This is a genomic window from Neisseria sp. HMSC064E01 (genome assembly GCF_001808875.1).
GTDB classification, from domain to species: Bacteria; Pseudomonadota; Gammaproteobacteria; order Burkholderiales; family Neisseriaceae; genus Neisseria; species Neisseria sicca_A.
The window spans coordinates 52,538-74,206 of record NZ_KV794917.1 but is presented as its reverse complement, the minus strand read 5'-3'; the positions used below and the strand labels follow the sequence as shown (position 1 = coordinate 74,206).

At 53.4% G+C, this 21,669-nt stretch carries 17 protein-coding genes; 12 read left to right on the top strand and 5 right to left on the bottom strand.

Translation table 11 applies throughout. The features are described from left to right. Positions 1–77: 77 nt before the first annotated feature. Together HMPREF2572_RS04570 and HMPREF2572_RS04565 are read right to left on the bottom strand one after the other, a co-directional pair. Positions 78–1,409 carry an MFS transporter gene (locus tag HMPREF2572_RS04570; RefSeq protein WP_070496438.1) on the bottom strand — a complete coding sequence of 444 codons (1,332 nt, stop codon included), beginning with the start codon at positions 1,407–1,409 and terminating at the stop codon, positions 78–80. Between the two features lie 219 nt (positions 1,410–1,628). Next, positions 1,629–2,666 (bottom strand): LacI family DNA-binding transcriptional regulator, encoded by a 1,038-nt coding sequence (locus HMPREF2572_RS04565; RefSeq protein WP_070496437.1) that lies wholly within the window; start codon positions 2,664–2,666, stop codon positions 1,629–1,631. 451 nt (positions 2,667–3,117) lie between these two features. Between HMPREF2572_RS04565 and pgi the strand changes: the two genes are divergently transcribed. Then, entirely contained in the window at positions 3,118–4,746 is a 1,629-nt protein-coding gene (pgi, locus tag HMPREF2572_RS04560) for a glucose-6-phosphate isomerase (RefSeq protein ID WP_070496436.1), read from the top strand. A 473-nt stretch (positions 4,747–5,219) separates the two neighbouring features. Here the strand turns inward: pgi and HMPREF2572_RS04555 are convergent, their stop codons facing one another. Continuing rightward, positions 5,220–5,948 carry a YebC/PmpR family DNA-binding transcriptional regulator gene (locus tag HMPREF2572_RS04555; protein WP_003776493.1) on the bottom strand — a complete coding sequence of 243 codons (729 nt, stop codon included), beginning with the start codon at positions 5,946–5,948 and terminating at the stop codon, positions 5,220–5,222. 371 nt (positions 5,949–6,319) lie between these two features. On the opposite strand from HMPREF2572_RS04555, the gene HMPREF2572_RS04550 reads away from it, so the two are divergent. Together HMPREF2572_RS04550 and HMPREF2572_RS04545 are read left to right on the top strand one after the other, a co-directional pair. After that, positions 6,320–7,738: an alanine/glycine:cation symporter family protein gene (locus tag HMPREF2572_RS04550; protein WP_070496435.1), complete on the top strand. Its 1,419-nt coding sequence runs from the start codon at positions 6,320–6,322 to the stop codon at positions 7,736–7,738. A gap of 156 nt (positions 7,739–7,894) precedes the next feature. Further along, positions 7,895–9,490: a peptide chain release factor 3 gene (locus HMPREF2572_RS04545; RefSeq protein WP_070496434.1), complete on the top strand. Its 1,596-nt coding sequence runs from the start codon at positions 7,895–7,897 to the stop codon at positions 9,488–9,490. Between the two features lie 63 nt (positions 9,491–9,553). Here the strand turns inward: HMPREF2572_RS04545 and gap are convergent, their stop codons facing one another. Further along, positions 9,554–10,585, bottom strand: coding sequence for a type I glyceraldehyde-3-phosphate dehydrogenase (gene gap / locus HMPREF2572_RS04540; RefSeq protein WP_003743523.1), 1,032 nt, complete (start codon positions 10,583–10,585; stop codon positions 9,554–9,556). Positions 10,586–11,123: 538 nt separating this feature from the next. Between gap and HMPREF2572_RS04535 the strand changes: the two genes are divergently transcribed. Beyond that, entirely contained in the window at positions 11,124–12,029 is a 906-nt protein-coding gene (locus tag HMPREF2572_RS04535; RefSeq protein WP_070496433.1) for a metal ABC transporter solute-binding protein, Zn/Mn family, read from the top strand. 154 nt (positions 12,030–12,183) lie between these two features. Here the strand turns inward: HMPREF2572_RS04535 and HMPREF2572_RS04530 are convergent, their stop codons facing one another. Then, positions 12,184–12,402, bottom strand: coding sequence for a cell division protein (locus HMPREF2572_RS04530; RefSeq protein ID WP_070496432.1), 219 nt, complete (start codon positions 12,400–12,402; stop codon positions 12,184–12,186). Positions 12,403–12,864: 462 nt separating this feature from the next. On the opposite strand from HMPREF2572_RS04530, the gene HMPREF2572_RS04525 reads away from it, so the two are divergent. The 8 genes from HMPREF2572_RS04525 to HMPREF2572_RS04495 all read left to right on the top strand — a co-directional run bounded on the left by HMPREF2572_RS04525 (position 12,865) and on the right by HMPREF2572_RS04495 (position 21,520). After that, the gene (locus HMPREF2572_RS04525; RefSeq protein ID WP_070496431.1) at positions 12,865–14,400 is read left to right on the top strand and encodes a sodium-dependent transporter; all 1,536 of its coding nucleotides are present in this window, start codon (positions 12,865–12,867) and stop codon (positions 14,398–14,400) included. Continuing rightward, complete coding sequence (locus HMPREF2572_RS13210; RefSeq protein ID WP_016687493.1) at positions 14,397–14,489, top strand: methionine/alanine import family NSS transporter small subunit; 93 nt, start codon at positions 14,397–14,399, stop codon at positions 14,487–14,489. Before HMPREF2572_RS04525 ends, HMPREF2572_RS13210 begins: the two co-directional genes overlap by 4 nt. Positions 14,490–14,749: 260 nt before the next feature. After that, entirely contained in the window at positions 14,750–15,181 is a 432-nt protein-coding gene (locus HMPREF2572_RS04520) for a glycine zipper domain-containing protein (RefSeq protein WP_070496430.1), read from the top strand. A 494-nt stretch (positions 15,182–15,675) separates the two neighbouring features. Beyond that, the gene (locus tag HMPREF2572_RS04515; protein WP_070496429.1) at positions 15,676–16,938 is read left to right on the top strand and encodes a putative DNA modification/repair radical SAM protein; all 1,263 of its coding nucleotides are present in this window, start codon (positions 15,676–15,678) and stop codon (positions 16,936–16,938) included. Positions 16,939–16,957: 19 nt separating this feature from the next. Continuing rightward, positions 16,958–17,728 carry a TIGR03915 family putative DNA repair protein gene (locus tag HMPREF2572_RS04510; protein ID WP_083294148.1) on the top strand — a complete coding sequence of 257 codons (771 nt, stop codon included), beginning with the start codon at positions 16,958–16,960 and terminating at the stop codon, positions 17,726–17,728. 423 nt (positions 17,729–18,151) lie between these two features. After that, positions 18,152–18,658 carry a D-glycero-beta-D-manno-heptose 1-phosphate adenylyltransferase gene (gene rfaE2 / locus HMPREF2572_RS04505; protein WP_029609501.1) on the top strand — a complete coding sequence of 169 codons (507 nt, stop codon included), beginning with the start codon at positions 18,152–18,154 and terminating at the stop codon, positions 18,656–18,658. Beyond that, positions 18,655–20,454, top strand: a complete 1,800-nt coding sequence (locus HMPREF2572_RS04500; protein ID WP_070496427.1) for a bifunctional biotin--[acetyl-CoA-carboxylase] ligase/type III pantothenate kinase — start codon at positions 18,655–18,657, stop codon at positions 20,452–20,454. The genes rfaE2 and HMPREF2572_RS04500 overlap by 4 nt, the downstream gene beginning before the upstream one ends. A 178-nt stretch (positions 20,455–20,632) precedes the next feature. After that, the gene (locus tag HMPREF2572_RS04495; protein WP_070496426.1) at positions 20,633–21,520 is read left to right on the top strand and encodes a cell division protein; all 888 of its coding nucleotides are present in this window, start codon (positions 20,633–20,635) and stop codon (positions 21,518–21,520) included. Positions 21,521–21,669: the final 149 nt, after the last annotated feature.

Here is a 21,669-nt window from a genome sequence, read left to right as displayed (position 1 = left end):
TTATGAGTGTCCAAGATTTGGGGGACAGTTCAAACCTTAATTCCGGTTTTCAGACGACCCCTTGGCAAATGCCTGAATCAGCTTGCCGATTCTACGCCATAAGGTTTGTTTGACGTTTTGATGTTCAGCGTCAACACGGCGGCGATGAGAAGGAAGACACCGGCAAAAGTCATGGCGTGTCCCGGGTTGGCGCCAAGCAAGTTCTCATAGACTTTGCTGAAGGTAAGGGTTTGGATCAGCATCGGGATCACAATCATCATGTTGACGATGCCCATATACACGCCGTAGCGTTCTTTCGGGATGGAATGCACGACAATCATAAACGGCACGCCCATCATACTTGCCCAGCCGATACCGAAGCCGATCATTGGGGCAAACATCAGGTATTGATTGGTGATATGCGGAATGGTCAAAAGGGCAAGTGCGGCAAGGGTAACGGCAAAGGCGTGGACGTATTTGGCGGCGTATTTACGCGCCATCCACATCAGTCCGAAGGCGGAAATGAAGGTCACGACGTTATAAAAACCGTTGACCAAACCAGTCCATGCCACTGCCTCCTCATAAGCGACTTTGTTGGCAGAGGTAGCATCCCAGACAGATTTGGCGATACTGTGGGAGATGTATTGCCAGTAGATGAAGAGTGCGTACCATTGGAAGAGGTAAACCGAGGCGAGCTGCCACAAGGGTTTCGGCATATCTTTGATGGCATGGTAAATTTCTTTAACCGCTTCAACAGGGCCGCCGGATTGGGCTTTAATCGCTGCCAGCTCTTCAGGAGGCGGCTCATGTTCGGGCGTGGACAATACGGTTACCAACACCGAGCCGATGGAGCAGACGGCGCCAATATAGAACGAGCCGAATACCCAGTAGGGGATGCCTGCTTCAGAGGTTTGTTGCAACCAGCCGATTTGTTTGAAAATATAGAGCGACACGTTGGCAAGGGTAATGCCTAGACCAGTAAACACGGACTGCATCAGGAAACCGGTAGATTGTTGGCGTTCGGGGACGGTATCGGCGATAAAGGCGCGGAAGGGTTCCATGGCGGTATTGTTGCTGATGTCCAAGAGCCACAGCAGCAATACGGCAACCCACAATGCGGTAACGTGCGGATAGAAAAACAGACACAAGCTGCAACCGATGGCACCAATCAGGAAATACGGGCGGCGGCGGCCGAGACCGGGGATCCATGTACGGTCACTCATGGCGCCGATAAGCGGCTGCACCAGCAGACCGGTAATCGGTCCTGCCATATTGAGGTAAGGCAGTTGCGCGGGGTCAGCTTGTAAGAAACTGAAAATTGGGTTGATGGCGGTTTGCTGCAAACCGAAGCTGTATTGAATACCGAAGAAGCCGAAGTTCATCAGCATAATCTGGCGAAGCGTCAGGGATACTTGTGGGGAAATCTTCATTTTGAAGCGACTCCTGGACTTTATAAGAAGAAAACATGGAACAACAAACTGCGGGAAACACTGCATAGTTGAAGCGGTTGGGCCGCTTTCTTTATTCTTTGGCGTATCGTATTGATACGTTGCAAATAGGTAGAGTGATGCGTTGTTTGTGTTTTCAGACGACCTTTTATTGTCGTATTGTGTCTGCCTCATGAAGCAGACGTCGTCTGAAAGAATGTTTTACTTCAATGCCGTAACCGACTGCCGCCAAATCGTTTCTCCGACAACCCGAACGGGCGGACGGACGGTTTCTTTGGTATCGATAATGTCGAACAGGATTTCCGCCGCCAGCGCGCCCATGCGCATATAGGGCAGCTCGGTGCTGGTCAACGGCGGGAACAGGGTTTCGGCAATCGCGCTGTGGTTGTCGTAACCTGCCACCGATACCTGCTCCGGAACGCGTACGCCGCGCGTCCTCAAAATGCCGTAAACGCGGACCGCCATTTCGTCGTTACCGCAGCAAATGACCGTCGGCGGGTCGGCAAGCGACAATAGTTTCAACACTGCCGCAATCAAAGGTTCGCTGCCGTTGGCAAAGTCGGTGATACCGGTTTGCACCAAGTCGGGATCGAACACCATGTCTGCTTCGTCCAAAGCGCGTCGGTAGCCCGCCAAACGCAGCCGCGTCGCTTCTGCGCCCGCCTGCAAAGTAATGTAAGCGATACGGCGGTGTCCGTGACGGATGATGTTGCGTACCAAATCGTATTGCCCGCGCTCGTCGTCCGGCAAAACCGACGGCGTACCCGCCGCATCGAAGCAGTTGACCAAAACCATCGGGCAGCGGTTGGGCATTTCGGGCAGGACGATTTCGCGGTGCGACTCGGTTACATACAAAATGCCTTCCGCGCGGTGTTCCATAAACGTCCTGACCAAAGGGTCGATTTGCTCGTAGCGGTTGTCCGTATCCGCAATCATCAGCGTTTTGCCCGCTTCGCGGATTTTCTGCTGGATGCCTTTGATTAAAAACATATCCGGCAGACCGTGTACCCCGCCGTATTCGCCCGTACGCGAGATGGCGCCGGTAATCAGTCCGACCAAGTCCGAACGGTTCGACCGCATCACCCGCGCCGCCGAAGACGGGATATAACCCAAAGCCGCAATCGCAGTTTCGACTTTTGCACGGGTTTTATCGCTGACCGGCGCATCGCCGTTGATGACGCGGCTGACCGTTTTGGGTGAGACGCCCGCATAAGCAGCAACATCATAAATTGTAGCCATCTTACGACTCCCGCCTCATCCCTGTTCCATTTGATTACGAAGCATATCACACCTGACATCGGTGTCATACCGAAAAATTTACAGAACTTTGATAAAAATCAATCATATAAATTGCATATTGCATACAATTCTTAACCAAGCCGACTCCCCGTATTCGCCAAACCCGCGCCCCTTTGTTAAACTACATACGACTACATATAGTGGATTAACTTTAAATCAGGACAAGGCGACAAAGCCGCAGATAGTACAGATAGTACGGAACCGATTCACTTGGTGCTTTAAGCACCTTAGAGAATCGTTCTCTTTGAGCTAAGGCGAGGCAACGCCGTACTGGTTTAAAGTTAATCCGCTATAAATATTCACCCTATCGAACCAATCACCACAACGACAATCTATAACTGAATCACATCCCCCGAATGAGCGGGGCGAACCCAATTCCGAAGGAAACCCGATGACCGCATTTACCGAAGCATGGCAAGCCCTTGAACAACACCGGCTCGACACACAACACCTCCACCTGCGCGACCGCTTCGCCGCCGAACCCGACCGCTTCGGCAATATGCACGAAACCCTCGACGGCCTCCTCTTCGATTACAGCAAAAACCGCCTCGGCGAAGACACTTTGCAACTCTTGTGCCTCCTTGCCGAAGCCTCGCCCCTAGCCGGACAAATGCACGCCATGCAAAACGGCGAAAAAATCAACCTCAGCGAACACCGCGCCGTCCTCCATACCGCCTTGCGCCTGCCGCCCGACGCCGCGCCCGTTTACGTTGACGGCGAAAACATCCTCCCCAAAATCCACCGCGAACTCGACCGCGCCCTCGCCTTCGCCGAATCACTCAACAACGGCAGCCACAGGGGCATCACCGACAAACCCATCACCGACTTCGTCCACATCGGTATAGGCGGCTCCGACCTCGGCCCCAGAATGTGCGTAGAAGCCCTCAAAGCCTACCGCCAAAACATCCGCGTCCACTTCGTCAGCAATTCAGACGACGCCGATATCAGCCGCACACTCGCCCACCTCAAACCCGAAACCACCGTATTCAGCATTGCCAGCAAATCCTTCCGCACGCCCGAAACCCTGCTCAACGCCTACGCCGCCCGCGCCTGGTATCGTGATGCAGGTTTGCCCGAATCCGGCATCTACCGCCACTTCTGCGCCATTTCCTCCGACGTTGCCGCCGCCCGAAACTTCGGCATCGCGCCCGACAACGTCTTCGCCATGTTCGACTGGGTCGGCGGACGCTATTCCGTCTGGTCAACCATCGGCCTGCCCGTCATGGTCACCGTCGGCACAGATCGCTTCCGCGAACTCCTCGCCGGCGCACACGCCATGGACACCCACTTCTTCCAAACCCCCTACCGCCGCAACATCCCCGTCCTCATGGCGCTCATCAGCATCTGGTACAACAACTTCCAGCACGCCGACGGACAAACCGCCGTCCCATACAGCCACAACCTGCGCCACCTCCCCTCGTGGCTCAACCAGCTCGACATGGAAAGCCTCGGCAAAAACCGCACCGCCGACGGCAGTCCCGTCCCCCATACCACAGGCGGCATCGTCTTCGGCGAAGAAGGCGTCAACTGCCAGCACGCCTATTTCCAACTCCTCCACCAAGGCACACGGCTCATCCCCTGCGACTTCATCGTCCCCATGACCACCGCCTACGGCATCAACCGCCAACACCGCTTTACCGTCGCCAACGCCTTCGCCCAAGCAGAAGCCCTGATGAAAGGCAAAACCCTCGAAGAAGCCCGCACCGAACTTGCCGACCTGCCCGAAGCCGAACGCGAACACCTCGCCCCGCAAAAAGAATTCCCCGGCAACCGCCCGAGCAACAGCCTCCTCCTCAGCGCCACCGATCCCCGCCGCCTCGGCATGCTCATGGCGGCATACGAACACCGCACCTTCGTCCAAGGCGCGGTTTGGGGCATCAACCCCTTCGACCAATGGGGCGTCGAATACGGCAAAGAACTCGCCAAAACCATCGAACCCGAACTCGACCGCGGCAACCCGCAGCACGACAGTTCCACCAACGGCCTCATCGCCTTCTACCGCGCCAGCCAAAACCGATAGGCAGTTTAAACATAAAAGGTCGTCTGAAAATCCGATTTTTGAGTTTTTCAGACGACCTTTTTGTGTCTATCGTTTTCGTGGACAAAGTTCACGCTACGCTACGGCATTTGTGTTATCTGCAAACCCCGTAGCTATGTAGCGTGGGCTATGCCCACGAACCAATCAAGATTTCAGACGACCTGTCCATCAATTATCTTCGTGGGTAGAACCCACGCTACGGATACAACGCACACCAAAACCGATATGTAGTCCAAACATAAAAGGTCGTCTGAAAACCTACATCGAGTTTTCAGACGACCTCTGTGCCTATTGTTTTCGTGGACAAAGTCCACGCTACGGCTACGGCGTAAGTGTTGTCAACAGGCTATGTAGCGTGGGCTATGCCCACGAGCCATTGGAGATTCCAGCAAACCGCCTAAAATCCCAGACGCAAAAAAAAGCAGACCCATCAGGTCTGCTTTCAATCTTTCCGATTAATCCAGATTCAAAACGGCGGAGGTGTAAACGTCCTGTACGTCGTCCAAATCTTCCAAAGCATCAATCAGTTTCTGCATTTTGACGGCGTCTTCGCCGGAGAGTTCGGTTTCGTTTTGGGCGCGCATGGTAACGTCGCCGTCAACGGATTTATAGCCCGCGGCTTCCAATGCTGCTTTTACGCCCGCCCAGTCGTTCGGGGCGGTGATGACTTCGATGGAGCCGTCGTCGTTGGCAATCACGTCTTCCGCACCGGCTTCCAAAGCGGCTTCCATCAGCGCGTCTTCGTCAACGCCGGGTTCGAACACCAAATAACCTTGATGCACGAAGTTGAACGCTACGCAGCCGTCGGTACCCAAGTTGCCGCCGTTTTTGGTGAACGCATGGCGCACGTCGGCGACAGTGCGGGTTTTGTTGTCGGTCAGGCAGTCCACCATCAACGCTGCGCCGCCGATGCCGTAGCCTTCGTAGCGCAATTCGATGTATTCCACGCCTTCCAAATTGCCCGTACCTTTGTCGATGGCGCGTTGTACGTTGTCTTTGGGCATATTGTTTTCGGCGGCTTTTTCCAAAGCCAGGCGCAGGCGCGGGTTGGCGCCGGGGTCGCCGCCGCCCATGCGGGCTGCAACGGTGATTTCTTTAATTAAACGGGTGAAGATTTTGCCGCGTTTGGCATCTTGACGGGCTTTTTTATGCTGGATATTCGCCCACTTACTGTGACCTGCCATGATAAATCCTTTCGATTTTCCGCCTTATCCGGCGGGCTCTTGCTCATTTTCAAAGGGCGCATTTTAACATAGGTTGAATATACCTAAAATATTTCAGACGACCCCGCATCCTGCCAAAGGGTCGTCTGAAAACGCTGCCTGCGCCCGAAAAAACGCAAAAATCTTGTCTTTGCCCAAACCTGATCCTTTTTTTCGTTTGCCTCACAAAAGGTTTACGGTATCATGCAGATCTGCTTCAGGATTGTTGACAACTTGGGGCGAAACGGACGAAACCGGCCTGCTCGCCGCGACGTCCAACACAACGGCATTCAACGGAGTAACCGCCGCAGAATGCCGTCATCTGTTCATTTTTCAATATAAGGTTTGTAATTATGGAAGAAAAATTGTCTGCACTGGTGGGCGCAGTCAATATGATTCTGTGGGATTACATGCTGATTTACGCCCTTTTGGGCATCGGCCTGTTTTTCACACTCTATCTAGGCGCGCCGCAGATTACCAAATTGGGGGCGGGGTTCAAATCCGTTTTCGGCGGTTTGTTTTCCAAAAAAGACAAAGACGATAAATCTTTGTCGCAATTCCAAGCGCTCGCCGTCGCCGTCTCCGCGCAAATCGGTACGGGCAACGTCGCCGGCGTGGCAACCGCCATTACCGCAGGCGGGCCGGGCGCGATTTTTTGGATGTGGCTTTCCGCCGTTTTGGGGATGTCCACGATTTTTGCCGAAGCCCTGCTCGCGCAAAAATACCGCGTCGTCAGCCACGGCAAATACATCGGCGGCCCCGCGTTCTACATCACACACGGCCTGACCCCGAAAATCGGGCGCGGCGCGGCGCGTTTCTTATCGGGCTTTTTCTCCATCGCCCTGATTATCGCGCTGGGCTTTATCGGCAACGCCACACAGGCGAACTCCATCGCCTCCTCCGTTACCATCGCCTTTAACGTACCGGCATTGGCAGTGGGCATCACCCTCGCCGTCCTCGCGGGCATGATCATCGTCGGCGGCGTAAACCGTATCGCCAACATCGCCCAATTCGTCGTGCCGTTTATGGCGATTATCTATATTTTGTGCGCGGTCGTTATCCTGTTCAAATTCTCCGACCACATCATACCGATGTTCAACCACATCTTTACCGCCGCCTTCAACCCCGAAGCCGTATTAGGCGGCGCAGCGGGTATCGGTATGCGCGAAGCCGTCCGTTACGGCGTGGCACGCGGACTGTTTTCCAACGAAGCAGGTATGGGTTCGACGCCGCACGCGCACGCAACCGCCGACGTGAACCACCCCGTTCAACAAGGCTTGGCGGCATTTATCGGCGTCTTCATCGACACCATCTTGGTCTGTACCGCCACCGCACTGATTATCCTCCTGACCGATGCCAACCTTTCCGGCGAACAAGGCGCGGCGGTGACCCAATTCGCCTTCAGCAAAGCCTTCCCCGGCTTCGGTTCGCAACTGCTCGCCGTCTGCCTGACCTTCTTCGCCTTCACCACCATCATCGGCTGGTACTACTTCGGCGAGTCCAACATCCGCTTCCTCTTCAGAGGGAAACACTTGGGCATCTACCGCGCGCTCGTGCTGCTGGCTATCGTGTTGGGTACGCTGGGTAAGGTCGATTTGGTTTGGAGCCTGTCCGATATGTTCAACGGCTTTATGGTCATCCCCAACTTAATCGCCCTATTCCTCCTGCGCAAAGAAATCCGCGCCGTTTACGACGATTATCTGGCGCAGAAAAAAGCAGGCAAAGACTTGTCCTACCAATATGAATTCCACGAATTCCACGACAAGGCTTAATCCCCAATCGTGAAAAGGTCGTCTGAAAATTTTCAGACGACCTTTTTTATCCCCTAATCATTGAACCGATTAATGTTTTTTTGTACAATCCCCGCCATCTCAATCCTTTCTCAGGCCGTCGGAAAAGCGGCCTGAACCTTTTTGCAAAGAAAGCCCATGTCCCAAGAAATCCTCGACCAAGTGCGCCGCCGCCGCACGTTTGCCATCATCTCCCACCCCGACGCGGGTAAAACCACGCTGACCGAAAAGCTGTTGCTGTTTTCAGGCGCGATTCAGAGCGCGGGTACGGTAAAAGGCAAGAAAACCGGCAAATTCGCCACCTCCGACTGGATGGAAATCGAGAAGCAGCGCGGCATTTCCGTGGCATCAAGCGTGATGCAGTTCGACTACAAAGACCACACCGTCAACCTCTTGGACACGCCGGGACACCAAGATTTCTCCGAAGACACCTACCGTGTTTTGACCGCCGTGGACAGCGCGCTGATGGTCATTGACGCGGCAAAAGGTGTGGAAGCGCAAACCATCAAACTTTTGAACGTCTGCCGCCTACGCAATACGCCGATTGTCACGTTCATGAACAAATACGACCGCGAAGTGCGCGATTCTTTGGAATTGCTGGACGAAGTGGAAAACATTTTGAAAATCCGCTGCGCGCCCGTTACTTGGCCGATCGGCATGGGCAAAAACTTCAAAGGCGTGTACCACATCCTGAACGATGAAATCTATCTCTTCGACGCAGGCGGCGAACGTCTGCCACATGAGTTCGACATCATCAAAGGCATCGATAATCCCGAACTGGAACAACGCTTTCCGCTGGAAATCCAGCAGCTGCGCGACGAAATCGAATTGGTGCAGGCGGCCTCCAACGAGTTCAATCTCGACGAATTCCTCGCCGGCGAACTCACGCCCGTGTTCTTCGGTTCGGCAATTAACAACTTCGGTATTCAAGAAATCCTCAATTCGTTGATCGACTGGGCACCCGCACCGAAACCGCGCGACGCGACTGTACGCATGGTCGAGCCGGACGAGCCGAAATTTTCCGGATTTATCTTTAAAATCCAAGCCAATATGGACCCGAAACACCGCGACCGCATCGCCTTCTTGCGCGTCTGCTCCGGCAAATTCGAGCGCGGCATGAAGATGAAACACCTGCGTATCAACCGCGAAATCGCCGCGTCCAGCGTGGTCACGTTCATGTCGCACGACCGCGAGCTGGTGGAAGAAGCCTACGCGGGCGACATCATCGGCATCCCGAACCACGGCAACATCCAAATCGGCGACAGCTTTTCTGAAGGCGAACAACTGGCGTTCACCGGCATCCCCTTCTTCGCGCCCGAACTGTTCCGCAGCGTCCGCATCAAAAACCCGCTGAAAATCAAGCAACTGCAAAAAGGTTTGCAACAACTCGGCGAAGAAGGCGCGGTTCAAGTCTTCAAACCGATGAGCGGCGCAGATTTGATTTTGGGCGCGGTCGGGGTGTTGCAGTTTGAAGTCGTTACCTCGCGGCTGGCCAACGAATACGGCGTGGAAGCCGTGTTCGACAGCGCATCCATCTGGTCGGCGCGCTGGGTATCGTGCGAAGACAAGAAAAAGCTGGCGGAGTTTGAAAGAGCCAACGCGGGTAATCTGGCGATAGACGCAGGCGGCAACCTCGCCTACCTCGCCCCCAACCGCGTAAATTTAGGACTCACGCAAGAACGCTGGCCGGACATCGTGTTCCACGAAACGCGCGAGCATTCGGTGAAACTGTAATGGATTAAAAAAGGTCGTCTGAAAACGTTTCAGACGACCTTTCAGCATCTTCGCCAATCCGTCTTATTCAAACGGGCGCACTTCCAAACCGAACATACGGCGAGCGGTGTTCAGCATTTGGCAGCTGAAGCCCCACTCGTTGTCGTACCAAGCGAACACTTTGACCATATTGCCGTCGATGACTTTAGTCAGCGTTGCATCAAAGGTGCTGGCTTGGGTGGTATGGTTGAAGTCCATAGACACCAGCGGCAGCGTGTTGTAGCTCAATACGCCTTTCAGACGACCTTCTTCCGCAGCGGCCTTCATCAGCGCGTTGATTTCTTCGACGCTGGTATCGCGTGCGGCTTGGAAGCTCAAATCGACGACAGAAACATTGACGGTCGGCACGCGGATGGCGAGGCCGTCGAGTTTGCCTTTCAGTTCAGGCAATACCAAACCGACGGCTTTTGCCGCACCAGTTTTGGTCGGAATCATGTTTTCCACACCGCTGCGGGCGCGGCGCAAGTCTTTATGGCGCACGTCGGTAACGGTTTGGTCGTTGGTTAAAGCGTGGATGGTGGTCATCACGCCTTTGACGATGCCGATGTTTTCGTTCAGCACTTTGGCAACGGGAGAGAGGCAGTTGGTGGTGCAGGAAGCGTTGGAAACAACGGTCATGTCGTCGGTAATCACATCATCGTTCACGCCGTAAACGACCGTTGCGTCAACGTCAGCCTCACCCGGCGCGGAAATCAGCACTTTTTTCGCGCCGCTTTCCAAATGCACGTTGGCTTTGGATTTGCTGGTAAACGCGCCCGTACATTCCATGACCAAATCAACTTCCAAATCCTTCCATGGCAGTTCGGCGGGGTTGCGGGTGGAGAAAAATGGGATTTTGCGGCCGTTGATGATGAGATGGGTTGCGTCGTGGGAAATGTCGGCATTAAAGCGACCGTGAACGGTATCGAATTTGGTCAGATGGGCGTTGGTTTCGAGACTGCCGCTGGCGTTGACGGCGACAACTTCAAGTTGGTCTTGCAGGTTGTAATCGTAGATAGCGCGTAATACTTGGCGGCCGATGCGGCCATATCCGTTAATGGCAACTTTAATGCCCATGTTTTCTTCCTTTTTGGATGTAAGGTGGGGTTGTAAACTAATTCGGGCATTATTATAACAAATTTGTAGTGTGATGTAATTAACATTTTATCAAACAAAACCTGTTTAATTACATCTGCTTATTTTTATCTCAAAATCGAAAAATCATATTTTGTTTCGCAATTAATCAAATTGGGAAATTTATATTTTAATTTTGTTTTGAGTTTAAGAATTTAATATTGGTTTTTGAATTTCCTCAAAAAAGGGAAAACCTGCGCTTTTCTGATTTTATTTATTTGGAAAAGATAATATCCAGCTCACAACCCGCTACATCACACAACAAACATTCTTCGCCATTCCTTCTCTTTTATCTTAAAAATCAACGAATACAATTCCATATCCGATTTCATAACAAATTAATAAAACCCCGCCCTCTTCCTCAAACCTACCGTTTTCAAGGTACAAAGCGCGCTCTCAACTGAGGGCGGCTTGAAGATTCCGTCCTACTGTTTTAAAATAAAAAGATGTTACGTTATATCAACTGGAGAGAGAGAAAAACATGAAACATTGGAAACTCGGCGTCATCGCTGCATTAATGTCCGGCGCAGTTTACGCAGCACCGATGAACGTCGTCACCAGCTTCAGCATTTTGGGCGACGTTACCAAACAAATCGGCGGCGACCGTGTTGCCGTACAAAATTTGGTCGGTGCCAACCAAGACAGCCACGCCTATCACATGGCCAGCGGCGACATCAAAAAAATCCGCGGTGCCAAATTAGTCCTGCTCAACGGCTTGGGTTTGGAAGCGGCCGATGTTCAGCGCGCCGTCAAACAAAGCAAAGTTCCTTTTGCTGAAGCGACCAAAGGCATACAGGCGCTTAAAGCCGAAGAAGGCGGTCATCATCATGACCACGGTCACGAAGGCCACCACCACGACCACGGTGAATTTGACCCGCACGTTTGGACCGACCCCGTCCTGATGACGACCTACGCCCAAAACGTCGCCAACGCCCTGATTCAGGCTGACCCCGAAGGCAAAGCCTATTACCAACAACGCTTGGGCAACTACCAAGTACAGCTGAAAAAACTGCACAGCGACGCTCAAGCTGCGTTTAACGCCGTTCCCGCTGCCAAGCGCAAAGTCCTGACCGGACACGATGCCTTCTCCTACATGGGCAAACGCTACAATATCGAGTTCATCGCCCCACAAGGCGTGAGCAGCGAAGCCGAACCGTCCGCCAAACAAGTGGCTTCCATCATCCGCCAAATCAAACGCGAAGGCATCAAAGCCGTGTTCACCGAAAACATCAAAGACACGCGCATGGTTGACCGCATCGCCAAAGAAACCGGCGTCAACGTCAGCGGCAAGCTCTACTCCGACGCACTCGGCGGCGCACCTGCCAATACTTACATCGGCATGTATCGCTACAACGTCAAAGCCTTGACTGATGCGATGAAAAAATAAAACCGCAGTATTCAGCGTGCGCTGACAAACCAAAAGGTCGTCTGAAACAAGCTTGGCAAACTAAGCCAAACCCGTTTCAGACGACCTTTTATCATTCGTTTTGAAAGCGCCGCATCATTGTATATCGACAACGACCACAGCATTGACACTCACTTTACTCGTCGTCTTCCAATTCTTCTTGTGCACCTTTTTCGGCAAAATGACCCAGCAGCCAAATCAAAGCGCCGCCACCGGTAACACCGGCTTTAATCCACATTGCAGTATCTTCTCCCCAGTTATAAATCCATGCTAAAACTTTCGGCACAGCATTCATATAATTCAAACCGAACGCTAAAAGACCTAGGATAAACAAAGTGCTGCCAAAACTTTTCATGAAGATTCCTTTCGATGAAAATCAGAGGGTTATAGGAAATACAACTTGTTAAAAAGATTACTTTCTACCGAATACAAATGTAAAACGATATCATTATAATCTAAATAAATTAAAAAATATATTTTTAAACAAAATAAATACTTGATAACGTTATTAATTTTTTACATCCAAGAACGATGGATGCTCCTCTTCAAAAGAAGGGTCGTCTGAAAAACCTTAAATCCTGTTTTCTGACGCCCCATACTCCCGTATCTTCACCAAACTGCCTGAAATACAGCTAAAAATCCGTTTTTCCCACTTGCCAATCCTGTTAAATTTTTTTACGATACAGCCATAGATTGTAAACAAAGGCCACAAGCCGACTGTTTTTTCAGACGACATTACCCCTGTCAGACCTCATTTCTATAACCGTAAGCCGCCAAGCGGCTGTTTTCATACCACATCAAAGCAAGAGGTATCAACGTGTCTGATTCCAAAACAAACGAACGCGCGACGTTTAGCAACCGCCGCGCGTTTATGGTTGCCGCTATCGGCTCTGCCGTCGGCTTGGGCAACATTTGGCGTTTCCCCTACATCGCCTTCGAAAACGGCGGCGGCGCATTTCTTCTCCCCTATCTGGTCGCGCTCTTGACCGCCGGCATCCCGCTGCTGCTGCTCGACTACGCCATCGGCCACCGCTACCGCGGCTCCGCTCCGCTAGCTTTCCGCCGACTCGGCCGCTGGTTCGAGCCTGTGGGCTGGTGGAACGTGATGACCAACGTCATCATCTGTATCTACTACGCAGTCATCATCGGCTGGTCGGCAAGCTATGCCTACTACTCGCTGAACGCCGCATGGGGCGCGGATCCTCAGGCGTTTTTCTTTAAAGACTTTTTGAACATGGCAGGTCCTGAAGCTTTGGGCTTGGATTTTGTCGGCAAAGTCGTCGGCCCGCTGATCGGCGTATGGCTGTTTACCTGCATCATCATGGCTTTGGGCGTACAAAAAGGCGTGGCAGGCGCATCTTCGTTTTTCATGCCGCTGCTGTTGATTATGTTCATCATCATGGTCGGCATCTCGCTGACGCTGCCGGGCGCGGCTAAGGGCTTGGACGCGCTGTTTACGCCCGACTGGTCGAAACTTTCCGATCCTAGAGTCTGGGTTGCCGCATACGGTCAGATTTTCTTCTCGCTCTCCATCTGCTTCGGCATCATGGTGACTTACTCTTCCTACCTGAAGAAAAAAACCGACTTGGGCGGTACCGGCTTGGTTGTCGGCTTTGCCAACAGCAGCTTTGAATTGCTCGCCGGTATCGGCGTATTCGCCGCGCTGGGCTTTATAGCACAAGCCAATGGACAAGCCGTCAGTCAAGTTGCTTCCAGCGGCATCGGTTTGGCTTTCATCGCCTTCCCGACCATCATCAACCAAGCTCCAATGGGCGCGCTGATCGGCGTATTGTTCTTCGGTTCGCTGGTATTCGCAGGCATTACCTCGATGATTTCCATTGTCGAGGTCATCGTTGCCGCCATTCAGGACAAATTGAACATCGGCCGCGTCAACGCTACCCTGCTTGTCTGCATTCCGATGGGCATTATCTCCACCCTGCTCTTCGGCACGACCACCGGCCTGCCCGTTTTGGACGTATTGGACAAATTCGTCAACACCTACGGCATCGTCGCCGCCGGCTTCGTCTATGTTTTGGCCATCATTGCCCTGCGCAAACTGCCCGAGCTGCGCAACCATCTGAACGCGCTCTCCTCCGTCCGCGTCGGCGCGATTTGGACTGCCTGCGTCATCTTTACCGTCGCCATGCTCGGCTATATGTTGTACCAAGACACAATCGGCCTGCTTAAAGAAAACTACTCAAAATATCCCAGCGATTTCCTCAATATCTTCGGCTGGGGCATGTCGATCGGTCTGATTGTCATCGCCGTGTTGCTGTCGCTTCTGCCTTGGAAACATGGTCAAAACTTCAACGTCAAAGACGAACACGAACATGAACAAGGAGACAAAGAATGAGTACTTCAGCCATCATCATGATGATTATCGCACTCGTCGTCATCTGGGGCGGATTCATTCTGTCCGTATGGCGGCTGCCTGAAGAATAGGCTTTTTCAAATAAGTGTTGCAGACACCGCACAGGTCGTCTGAAACCCAAACGCCCCGAAACCGCATACCGGCTTCGGGGCGTTTGGTTACCGCCAAATCCAAGACAGACAAGGCTTTCCATCTATCAGCCGAGTAACCGTACCGCACAAAAGCAACATTTGTTTACGCTAATTTTCCACAGGCGGGCGAAGGTAAACAAAGGGCTGATTATAATGAAAATAACTCCGGCACCTGCCGTGTTTCACGAAAGGAAGAAACCATGACCATGAAACCACTTATGGCGGTATTGCTCGCCGCCAGCCTCTCCCTCCCCGCCATCAATGCGGAAGCACGAGGCACGGCAAATCAGAAAAAAGCCACTCTCGCCGGCGCAGCGGCAGGCGCAGCCTTGGGCGGTCTGCTGGGCAACGACGGACAAAGTGTGCTCATCGGCGCAGTGGCAGGCGGTTTGGCAGGCAACGCCTACGCCTACCACAATAAGAAAATGAACCAAAAAGACAGCGATATCTCCTTGCGCGACCGCCGTTACCGCGACTCTCGTTACTATGACTACAACTACGACCGCTATGGTTACGACTACGGCGATTCGTACTACCGCGATACGCACTACAAAAAGAAATACAAACACAAACATCATCGCAAACACTACCGCGACTGGGACGATGATTACTATGATTACGACGACGATTAAACCCATCGTCTGAATATCTGAACGAAAAGTCGTCTGAAAACCTGAAACAAGGTTAAAACACCTTCAAATCTTGGGTATGTCCAAGCCGTTTTCAGACGACCTTAGATTCTGATTTCAAGTACAACAAACACTTGGCGTTTCGTAACCAAGTGTTTTTTCTTGGTCGGCGGTTCACCTCATCTTGAACCCCGCGTCTCCCCCGAACACCCATGTTTCAGAAATCGGTTTGTTTAGGGAAGCATTGCCGGATGATTCCCTATGTACCTTTTTGTGTAGCTTATAGCAGTCTTTCTTGCAGAAAACGGTCGTATGCTATCGCATACTGGTCTTTTCTATTAGGGAAAGTTCCACTTCAAATCCAAATCCAAATCCAAATCCGCTAGGCATCATACCTGTCTGAATCACTCCTCACGGACTAAGAAAAAATTTAGCTGACTAAATAAAATCTAACAATTATAATAAAAAATATTATTTAACTTAATAAAAATTCAGCCATGGATTATCAAAAAATCAGCCGAAAACTCGAAATTTTAGCCGATGCCGCCAAATATGATGTTTCCTGCTCGTCGAGCGGCGGTTCGCGCGGCAACGACGGGCAAGGCTTGGGCAACTCTTCGCGCGCGGGCATCTGCCACAGTTTCACCGAAGACGGCCGCTGTGTATCGCTGCTGAAAATCCTGCTGACCAACCACTGCATCTACGACTGCGCTTATTGCGCTTCCCGCCGCAGCAACGACATCCCGCGCGCGGCGTTTACGGTCGATGAAGTGGTGGATTTGACCATGAGCTTTTACCGCCGCAACTATATCGAAGGGCTGTTTTTAAGTTCCGGCATCTTCAAAAACGCCGATTACACCATGGAACGCTTGGTTCGGATCGCTAAAAAACTGCGCGAAGAACACGGATTCCACGGCTACATCCACCTCAAAACCATTCCCAAAGCGTCTGCCGAAATTCTGCACGAAGCCGGGCTGTATGCCGACCGCCTCAGCGTCAACATGGAAATTCCCACCGTTTCCGGCCTCAAGCTGCTCGCGCCCGAAAAAAACCACAGCGATATGACGCAGCCGATGGCGTTTGTCCGCAACGAAATCACCGCCTTTGCCGACAGCCGCAAAACCATCAAATCCACGCCCAAGTTCGCCCCAGCAGGGCAAAGCACACAGTTTATTATCGGCGCGGCAGGCGAAACTGACCGCCAAATCATCCGCGCCGCCGGCGGGTTTTACCGCCCTTACGGTCTCAAACGCGTGTATTACTCGGGCTATGTACCGGTATTGGAAGACAAACGCCTGCCGCCTTTATCGACACAAGTGCCGCTGCGGCGCGAAAACCGGCTCTATCAGGCAGATTGGCTGATGCGTTTTTACGGCTTTTCCGATCATGAAATCTTAGACGACCAGCAACCTTTCCTAGACTTGGATTTCGACCCCAAGCTCGCTTGGGCGCTGCGCCACCGCGAATGGTTTCCCGTGCCGCTGCAACACGCGCCGCTTGAAGTCATCTTGCGCGTGCCCGGCATCGGCGTGAAGTCCGCCCGCAAAATCGTGCAGGCGCGCCGATTCCGCATAATCACCATGGCACAACTGAGCAAAATGGGCGTGGCGCTAAACCGCGCACGCTATTTCATCACACTTCCCGAACCCAACCGCTACGCCGACCTAATCGACAGCCCGCAATTGCGCGGCCTGCTTTTACAAAACACACGCTCCAAATTCAGCCAAAGCGATGCCGTGCAAACCGATTTGTTCGGCTGATAACGAAAAGGTCAACATTATGCAAATCACTTTGCACTACGACGGCAGCTTCGACGGACTGCTGAGCACCGTGTTTCATGTTTACGCCTGCAAATACGCTCCTGAAGACGTGCATATTACCCATGATGCGCAGGATACGGATTTATTCAGCCGCAGCGAAACCGTTACCACCTCCCCCGAACGCGCCCAGCGCGTTTTCAAACGGCTCGAACAACAAATCGGGCGCAGCGGTATGGTCAAACTGCTGTATGGTTTTTTAATCGCCCTGCCTGAGATGCCCGACACTTTTCTGCGCATCGTCAGCCTGATGCTTGCCCGCCCGATGCGCAAAAACGTGCTCTGCGATTACGGTCTTTACGATGTGATGCAATGGGTGCAATGGGTGAAAACCGTCGGACATGAAAAACACCGGATGGAAGCGTTTGTCCGTTTTGAAGAGCTGTCAGACGGTCTGTATCTCGCGCGTATCGAACCTCAATACGACGTGTTGCCTTTGATTACACGCCATTTCCGCAACCGTTATCCGCAACAGCAATGGGCGATATTCGATATGCAGCGCCATTACGGCATCTTAAGCGACCCAAACGGCCTGCACGCAATCAACGGGCTTGAAGCCGACCGCATCCAAACATCGTATGCCCCAAACGAACGCAGTTACCAAGCCTTGTGGCAGGACTATTTCAACAGCAGCAATATTCCATCCCGACGCAATCCCAAGTTGCACCGCCAACAAATGCCGCAACGCTATTGGAAATACCTTACTGAAAAACAACCTGCTGTTTTAAAATAAAAAATGCCTGTCGAAAATAGGTTCGGACAGTTCAGGACCTGTGCAAAATTCCTACTCGGACATTTAGGGGATTTGGGGAATTTTGCAAAGGTCTCAGCCCATTCATCACTTATAGTGGATTAACTTTAAATCAGGACAAGGCGACGAAGCCGCAGATAGTACATCAGGACAAGGCGATGAAGCCGCAGATAGTACAGATAGTACGGAACCGATTCACTTGGTGCTTTAAGCACCTTAGAGAATCGTTCTCTTTGAGCTAAGGCGAGGCAACGCCGTACTGGTTTAAAGTTAATCCACTATAAAAATCGCAATTTTGTCCAAACCCGCCTTTTCAGACGCCCCCTTTCCCCTCCCTATCAAATTTACCTTTTCCGCCCGCTTCGGTATCATACCGCCTGTCTGTTTATCCCCAACGGAATCCCGATTATGTCTGACTGGTCCCTCCCCGATTTCGAACGCAAAATCTGCCCGCCCGAAGAATTGGCGCAGCGTTTGCACGAACTGCCCCGCCCGCTGGTGTTCACCAACGGCTGTTTCGATATTCTGCACAGGGGGCATGTTACCTATCTGGCGCAGGCTCGGTCGGCGGGGGCGGCGTTGGTGTTGGCTTTGAACACGGATGCGTCCGTGCGCCGTTTGGGCAAAGGGGATGACCGCCCCGTCAATCCGCTGGAAAACCGCGCGGCGGTGGCGGCGGCATTGGCAAGCGTGGATTTGGTTACTTGGTTTGACGAAGACACGCCCGCCGAGTTGATCGAGCAAATCAAACCGGACATCCTGATTAAGGGCGGCGACTGGCCGGTCGAAAAAATCGTCGGTGCGCAAGAAACGCTGGCACGCGGCGGCAAAGTGTTTTCCATTCCGTTCCTGCACCAAACTTCCACCACGAAAACGCTGGAAAAAATCCGCGCAGCCGAGGGCGGCAAATGACCGCGCTGAAACTGCCGCACAGTCGGGTTTTGGCGGAACTTGCCGACGGTCTGCCGCAGCACGTTTCCCATCTGGCGCGTATCGCAGGCGTGAAACCACACCAGCTTAACGGCTTTTGGCAACAGATGCCCGCGCACATCCGCGGACTGCTGCGCCAGCACGACGGGCAATGGCGGCTCGTGCGCCCGCTTGCCGTGTTTGACGAAGAAGCCTTGCAGCGTTTGGGCGCGGAACGCGGTTTTCAGACGACCTTAAAACACGAATGCACGTCCAGCAATGACGAAATCCTGAATCTGGCGCGCACTTCGCCCGAACAAGCCCATAAATCGCTCTGCGTCGCGCATCTGCAAACCAAAGGCCGCGGGCGACAGGGACGCAAGTGGACACACCGGCTGGGCGAATGCCTGATGTTTAGCTTCGGCTGGGTATTCGACAAACCGCAGCACGAACTCGGCTCGCTCGCACCCGCCGTCGCACTCGCCTGCCGCCGCGCTTTAGCCGCATCGGGTTTGGACATACAAATCAAGTGGCCGAACGATTTGGTCGCCGGCAGGGACAAACTCGGCGGCATCCTGATCGAAACCGTCCGCAACGAAGGCAAAACTGCCGCCGTCATCGGCATAGGCATCAATTTCGTCCTGCCCAAAGAAGTTGAAAACGCCGCCTCTGTCCAAGCCTTATTCCACAATATGCAGCTTGCCCGCGGCGCGGCTTCCGTACACTGCATCCCCGTCTCAACGCTATTGGACAAACTCTTGGGCGAACTCGATGCCGTCCTGACGCAATACGCGCAAAACGGGTTCGCCCCCTTCCTCGACGAATACCAAACCGCCCACCGCGACCACGGCAAACCCGTCCTCCTCCTGCGCGACGGGCAAACCGTAAACGAAGGCACCGTACTCAGCGTCGATGCGCAAGGCGCGTTGCACCTGATGACAGCCGCAGGCGAACAAACCGTCGTCAGTGGCGAAATCAGCCTACGCCCCGACGACACGCCCCGCGCCGCCGCGCCGCGTGCGCCCGAACGCCTGCTCCTGCTCGACGGCGGCAACAGCCAGCTCAAATGGGCATGGGTGGAAAACGGCGTGTTCAACGAAGTTACCCGCGCGCCCTACCGCGACTTGAGCAGGCTCGGCGAAGAATGGGCAGAGCGTTCAGACGACCGCACCCGCATCGTCGGCTGCGCCGTGTGCGGCGACCTCAAAAAAGCCCTCGTCGAAGCCCACCTAACCGCGCCTGTCCGCTGGCTGCCCTCCATGCCGCAGGCACTCGGCATCCGCAACCACTACCGCAACCCCGCCGAACACGGCTCCGACCGCTGGTTCAACGCCTTGGGCAGCCGCCGTTTCAGCCAAAACGCCTGCGTCGTCGTCAGCTGCGGTACCGCCGTAACCACCGACGCCCTCACCGAAGACAACCACTATCTCGGCGGCACCATCATGCCCGGCTTCCACCTCATGAAAGAAGCCCTCGCCGCCAAAACCGCCAACCTCGACCGCCCCGCCGGCAAAGTGTACCCCTTCCCCACCACCACGCCCAACGCCATCACCAGCGGCATGATGGATGCCGTTTGCGGAGCCGTCATCATGATGCACGGGCGGCTGCAACAAAAAACGGGTGAAGGCAAACCCGTTGACGTCATCATCACCGGCGGCGGCGCAAGCAAAGTCGTCAACGCCCTGCCCAAGCAGTTTGTTTTGGACAATACAGTAAAAATTGTAGATAATCTCGTCATTTACGGCTTATTGAACTGGGTCGCGCAAGAGCAGGAACAGACCGACAAACTGCCCGAATAAGCAGCAATACTGTAATACATATTCAAAAGGTCGTCTGAAACGCCCATACCGCTTTTCAGACGACCTCCAAACAAAACACTTGAGCCGGTTGGCTTTACAGCCGATCCGCCACAAAATAACAACACAAAATCGTCCGCACACCACAACGGCACCCGAACACAAAAAAGGAAAACAACTCATGAAATGGCTTTTCGCCGCCCTCGTGGCACTCAACATCATCGTCTTCGGCGGCATGATTACGCACCGCCTCAACAACGCCAAATCCCCCAACGCCGCGCCCGTAGAAGGCGGCGCCCACGAACTCGCCCAACCCGAATCCCTGCGCCCGCAGCAAGCCCCCGCGCCTGCCGACAACGTGCAACCCGACTGGCTGCAAACCGACGAAACACAAGCCGACCTGCCCGAACCCGAATCCGAAGAAGCCATAGCCGAACGCAAGAAAAAAGAAGAAGAGGAACAGGCGCGCCGCGAAAAAGAAAAAAAAGAACGTGAAGAAAAAGCCCGCCGCGAAAAAGAAAAAGCCGCCGCCGAAAACACCAATCCGAATGCTGCCGCCAACGAAAATCCCGCCGCCAAAAACGCATCCGCCGCCCGCCAATGTACGTCTAACGCCAGCGTTACCCTGGATGAAGACGACTACCACCGCATCAAAGGCCTGCTGACCCGCTGGCCGCATGCTGCCAGCCGCACCGTAGAAAAACGCGGCGCATCCAAAGACCAGGCCGCCAAAACCTTCCGCGTCGTACTGCCCGCCGACAGCGAAGCCATGAACCGCCTCGAAGCCCTCGGCAACAAAGGCTTCAACGGCACGCTTCACAACGGCGAAATCAGCCTCGGCGTCATGAAAAGCCGCTCCTCCGCCCAAGTCCTCATCTCGCGCCTGTCCGCAGCAGGTTTCGGCGGCGCACGCATCGTCGAACAAGACGACAAAGGCAACGCCGCCGACAGCACCCTCAGCGTCTCCCGCATGACCGTCATCTTCATGTCGGTCGATGAAAAAGACGCACAAGAAATCCGCAACATCGTCGGACGCTACGGCAGCCTGAACATGAAAACCTGCAAATAAAACCCAAAGGTCGTCTGAAAGTTTTCAGACGACCTTTTGCAAAGATGCAACAGATTAGGCGGCAGTCAAACCCTTTTTGAACATCTGAATAGATTGACGCCGATATTGCCTTCACGTTGTATAGTGGATTAACTTTAAATCAGGACAAG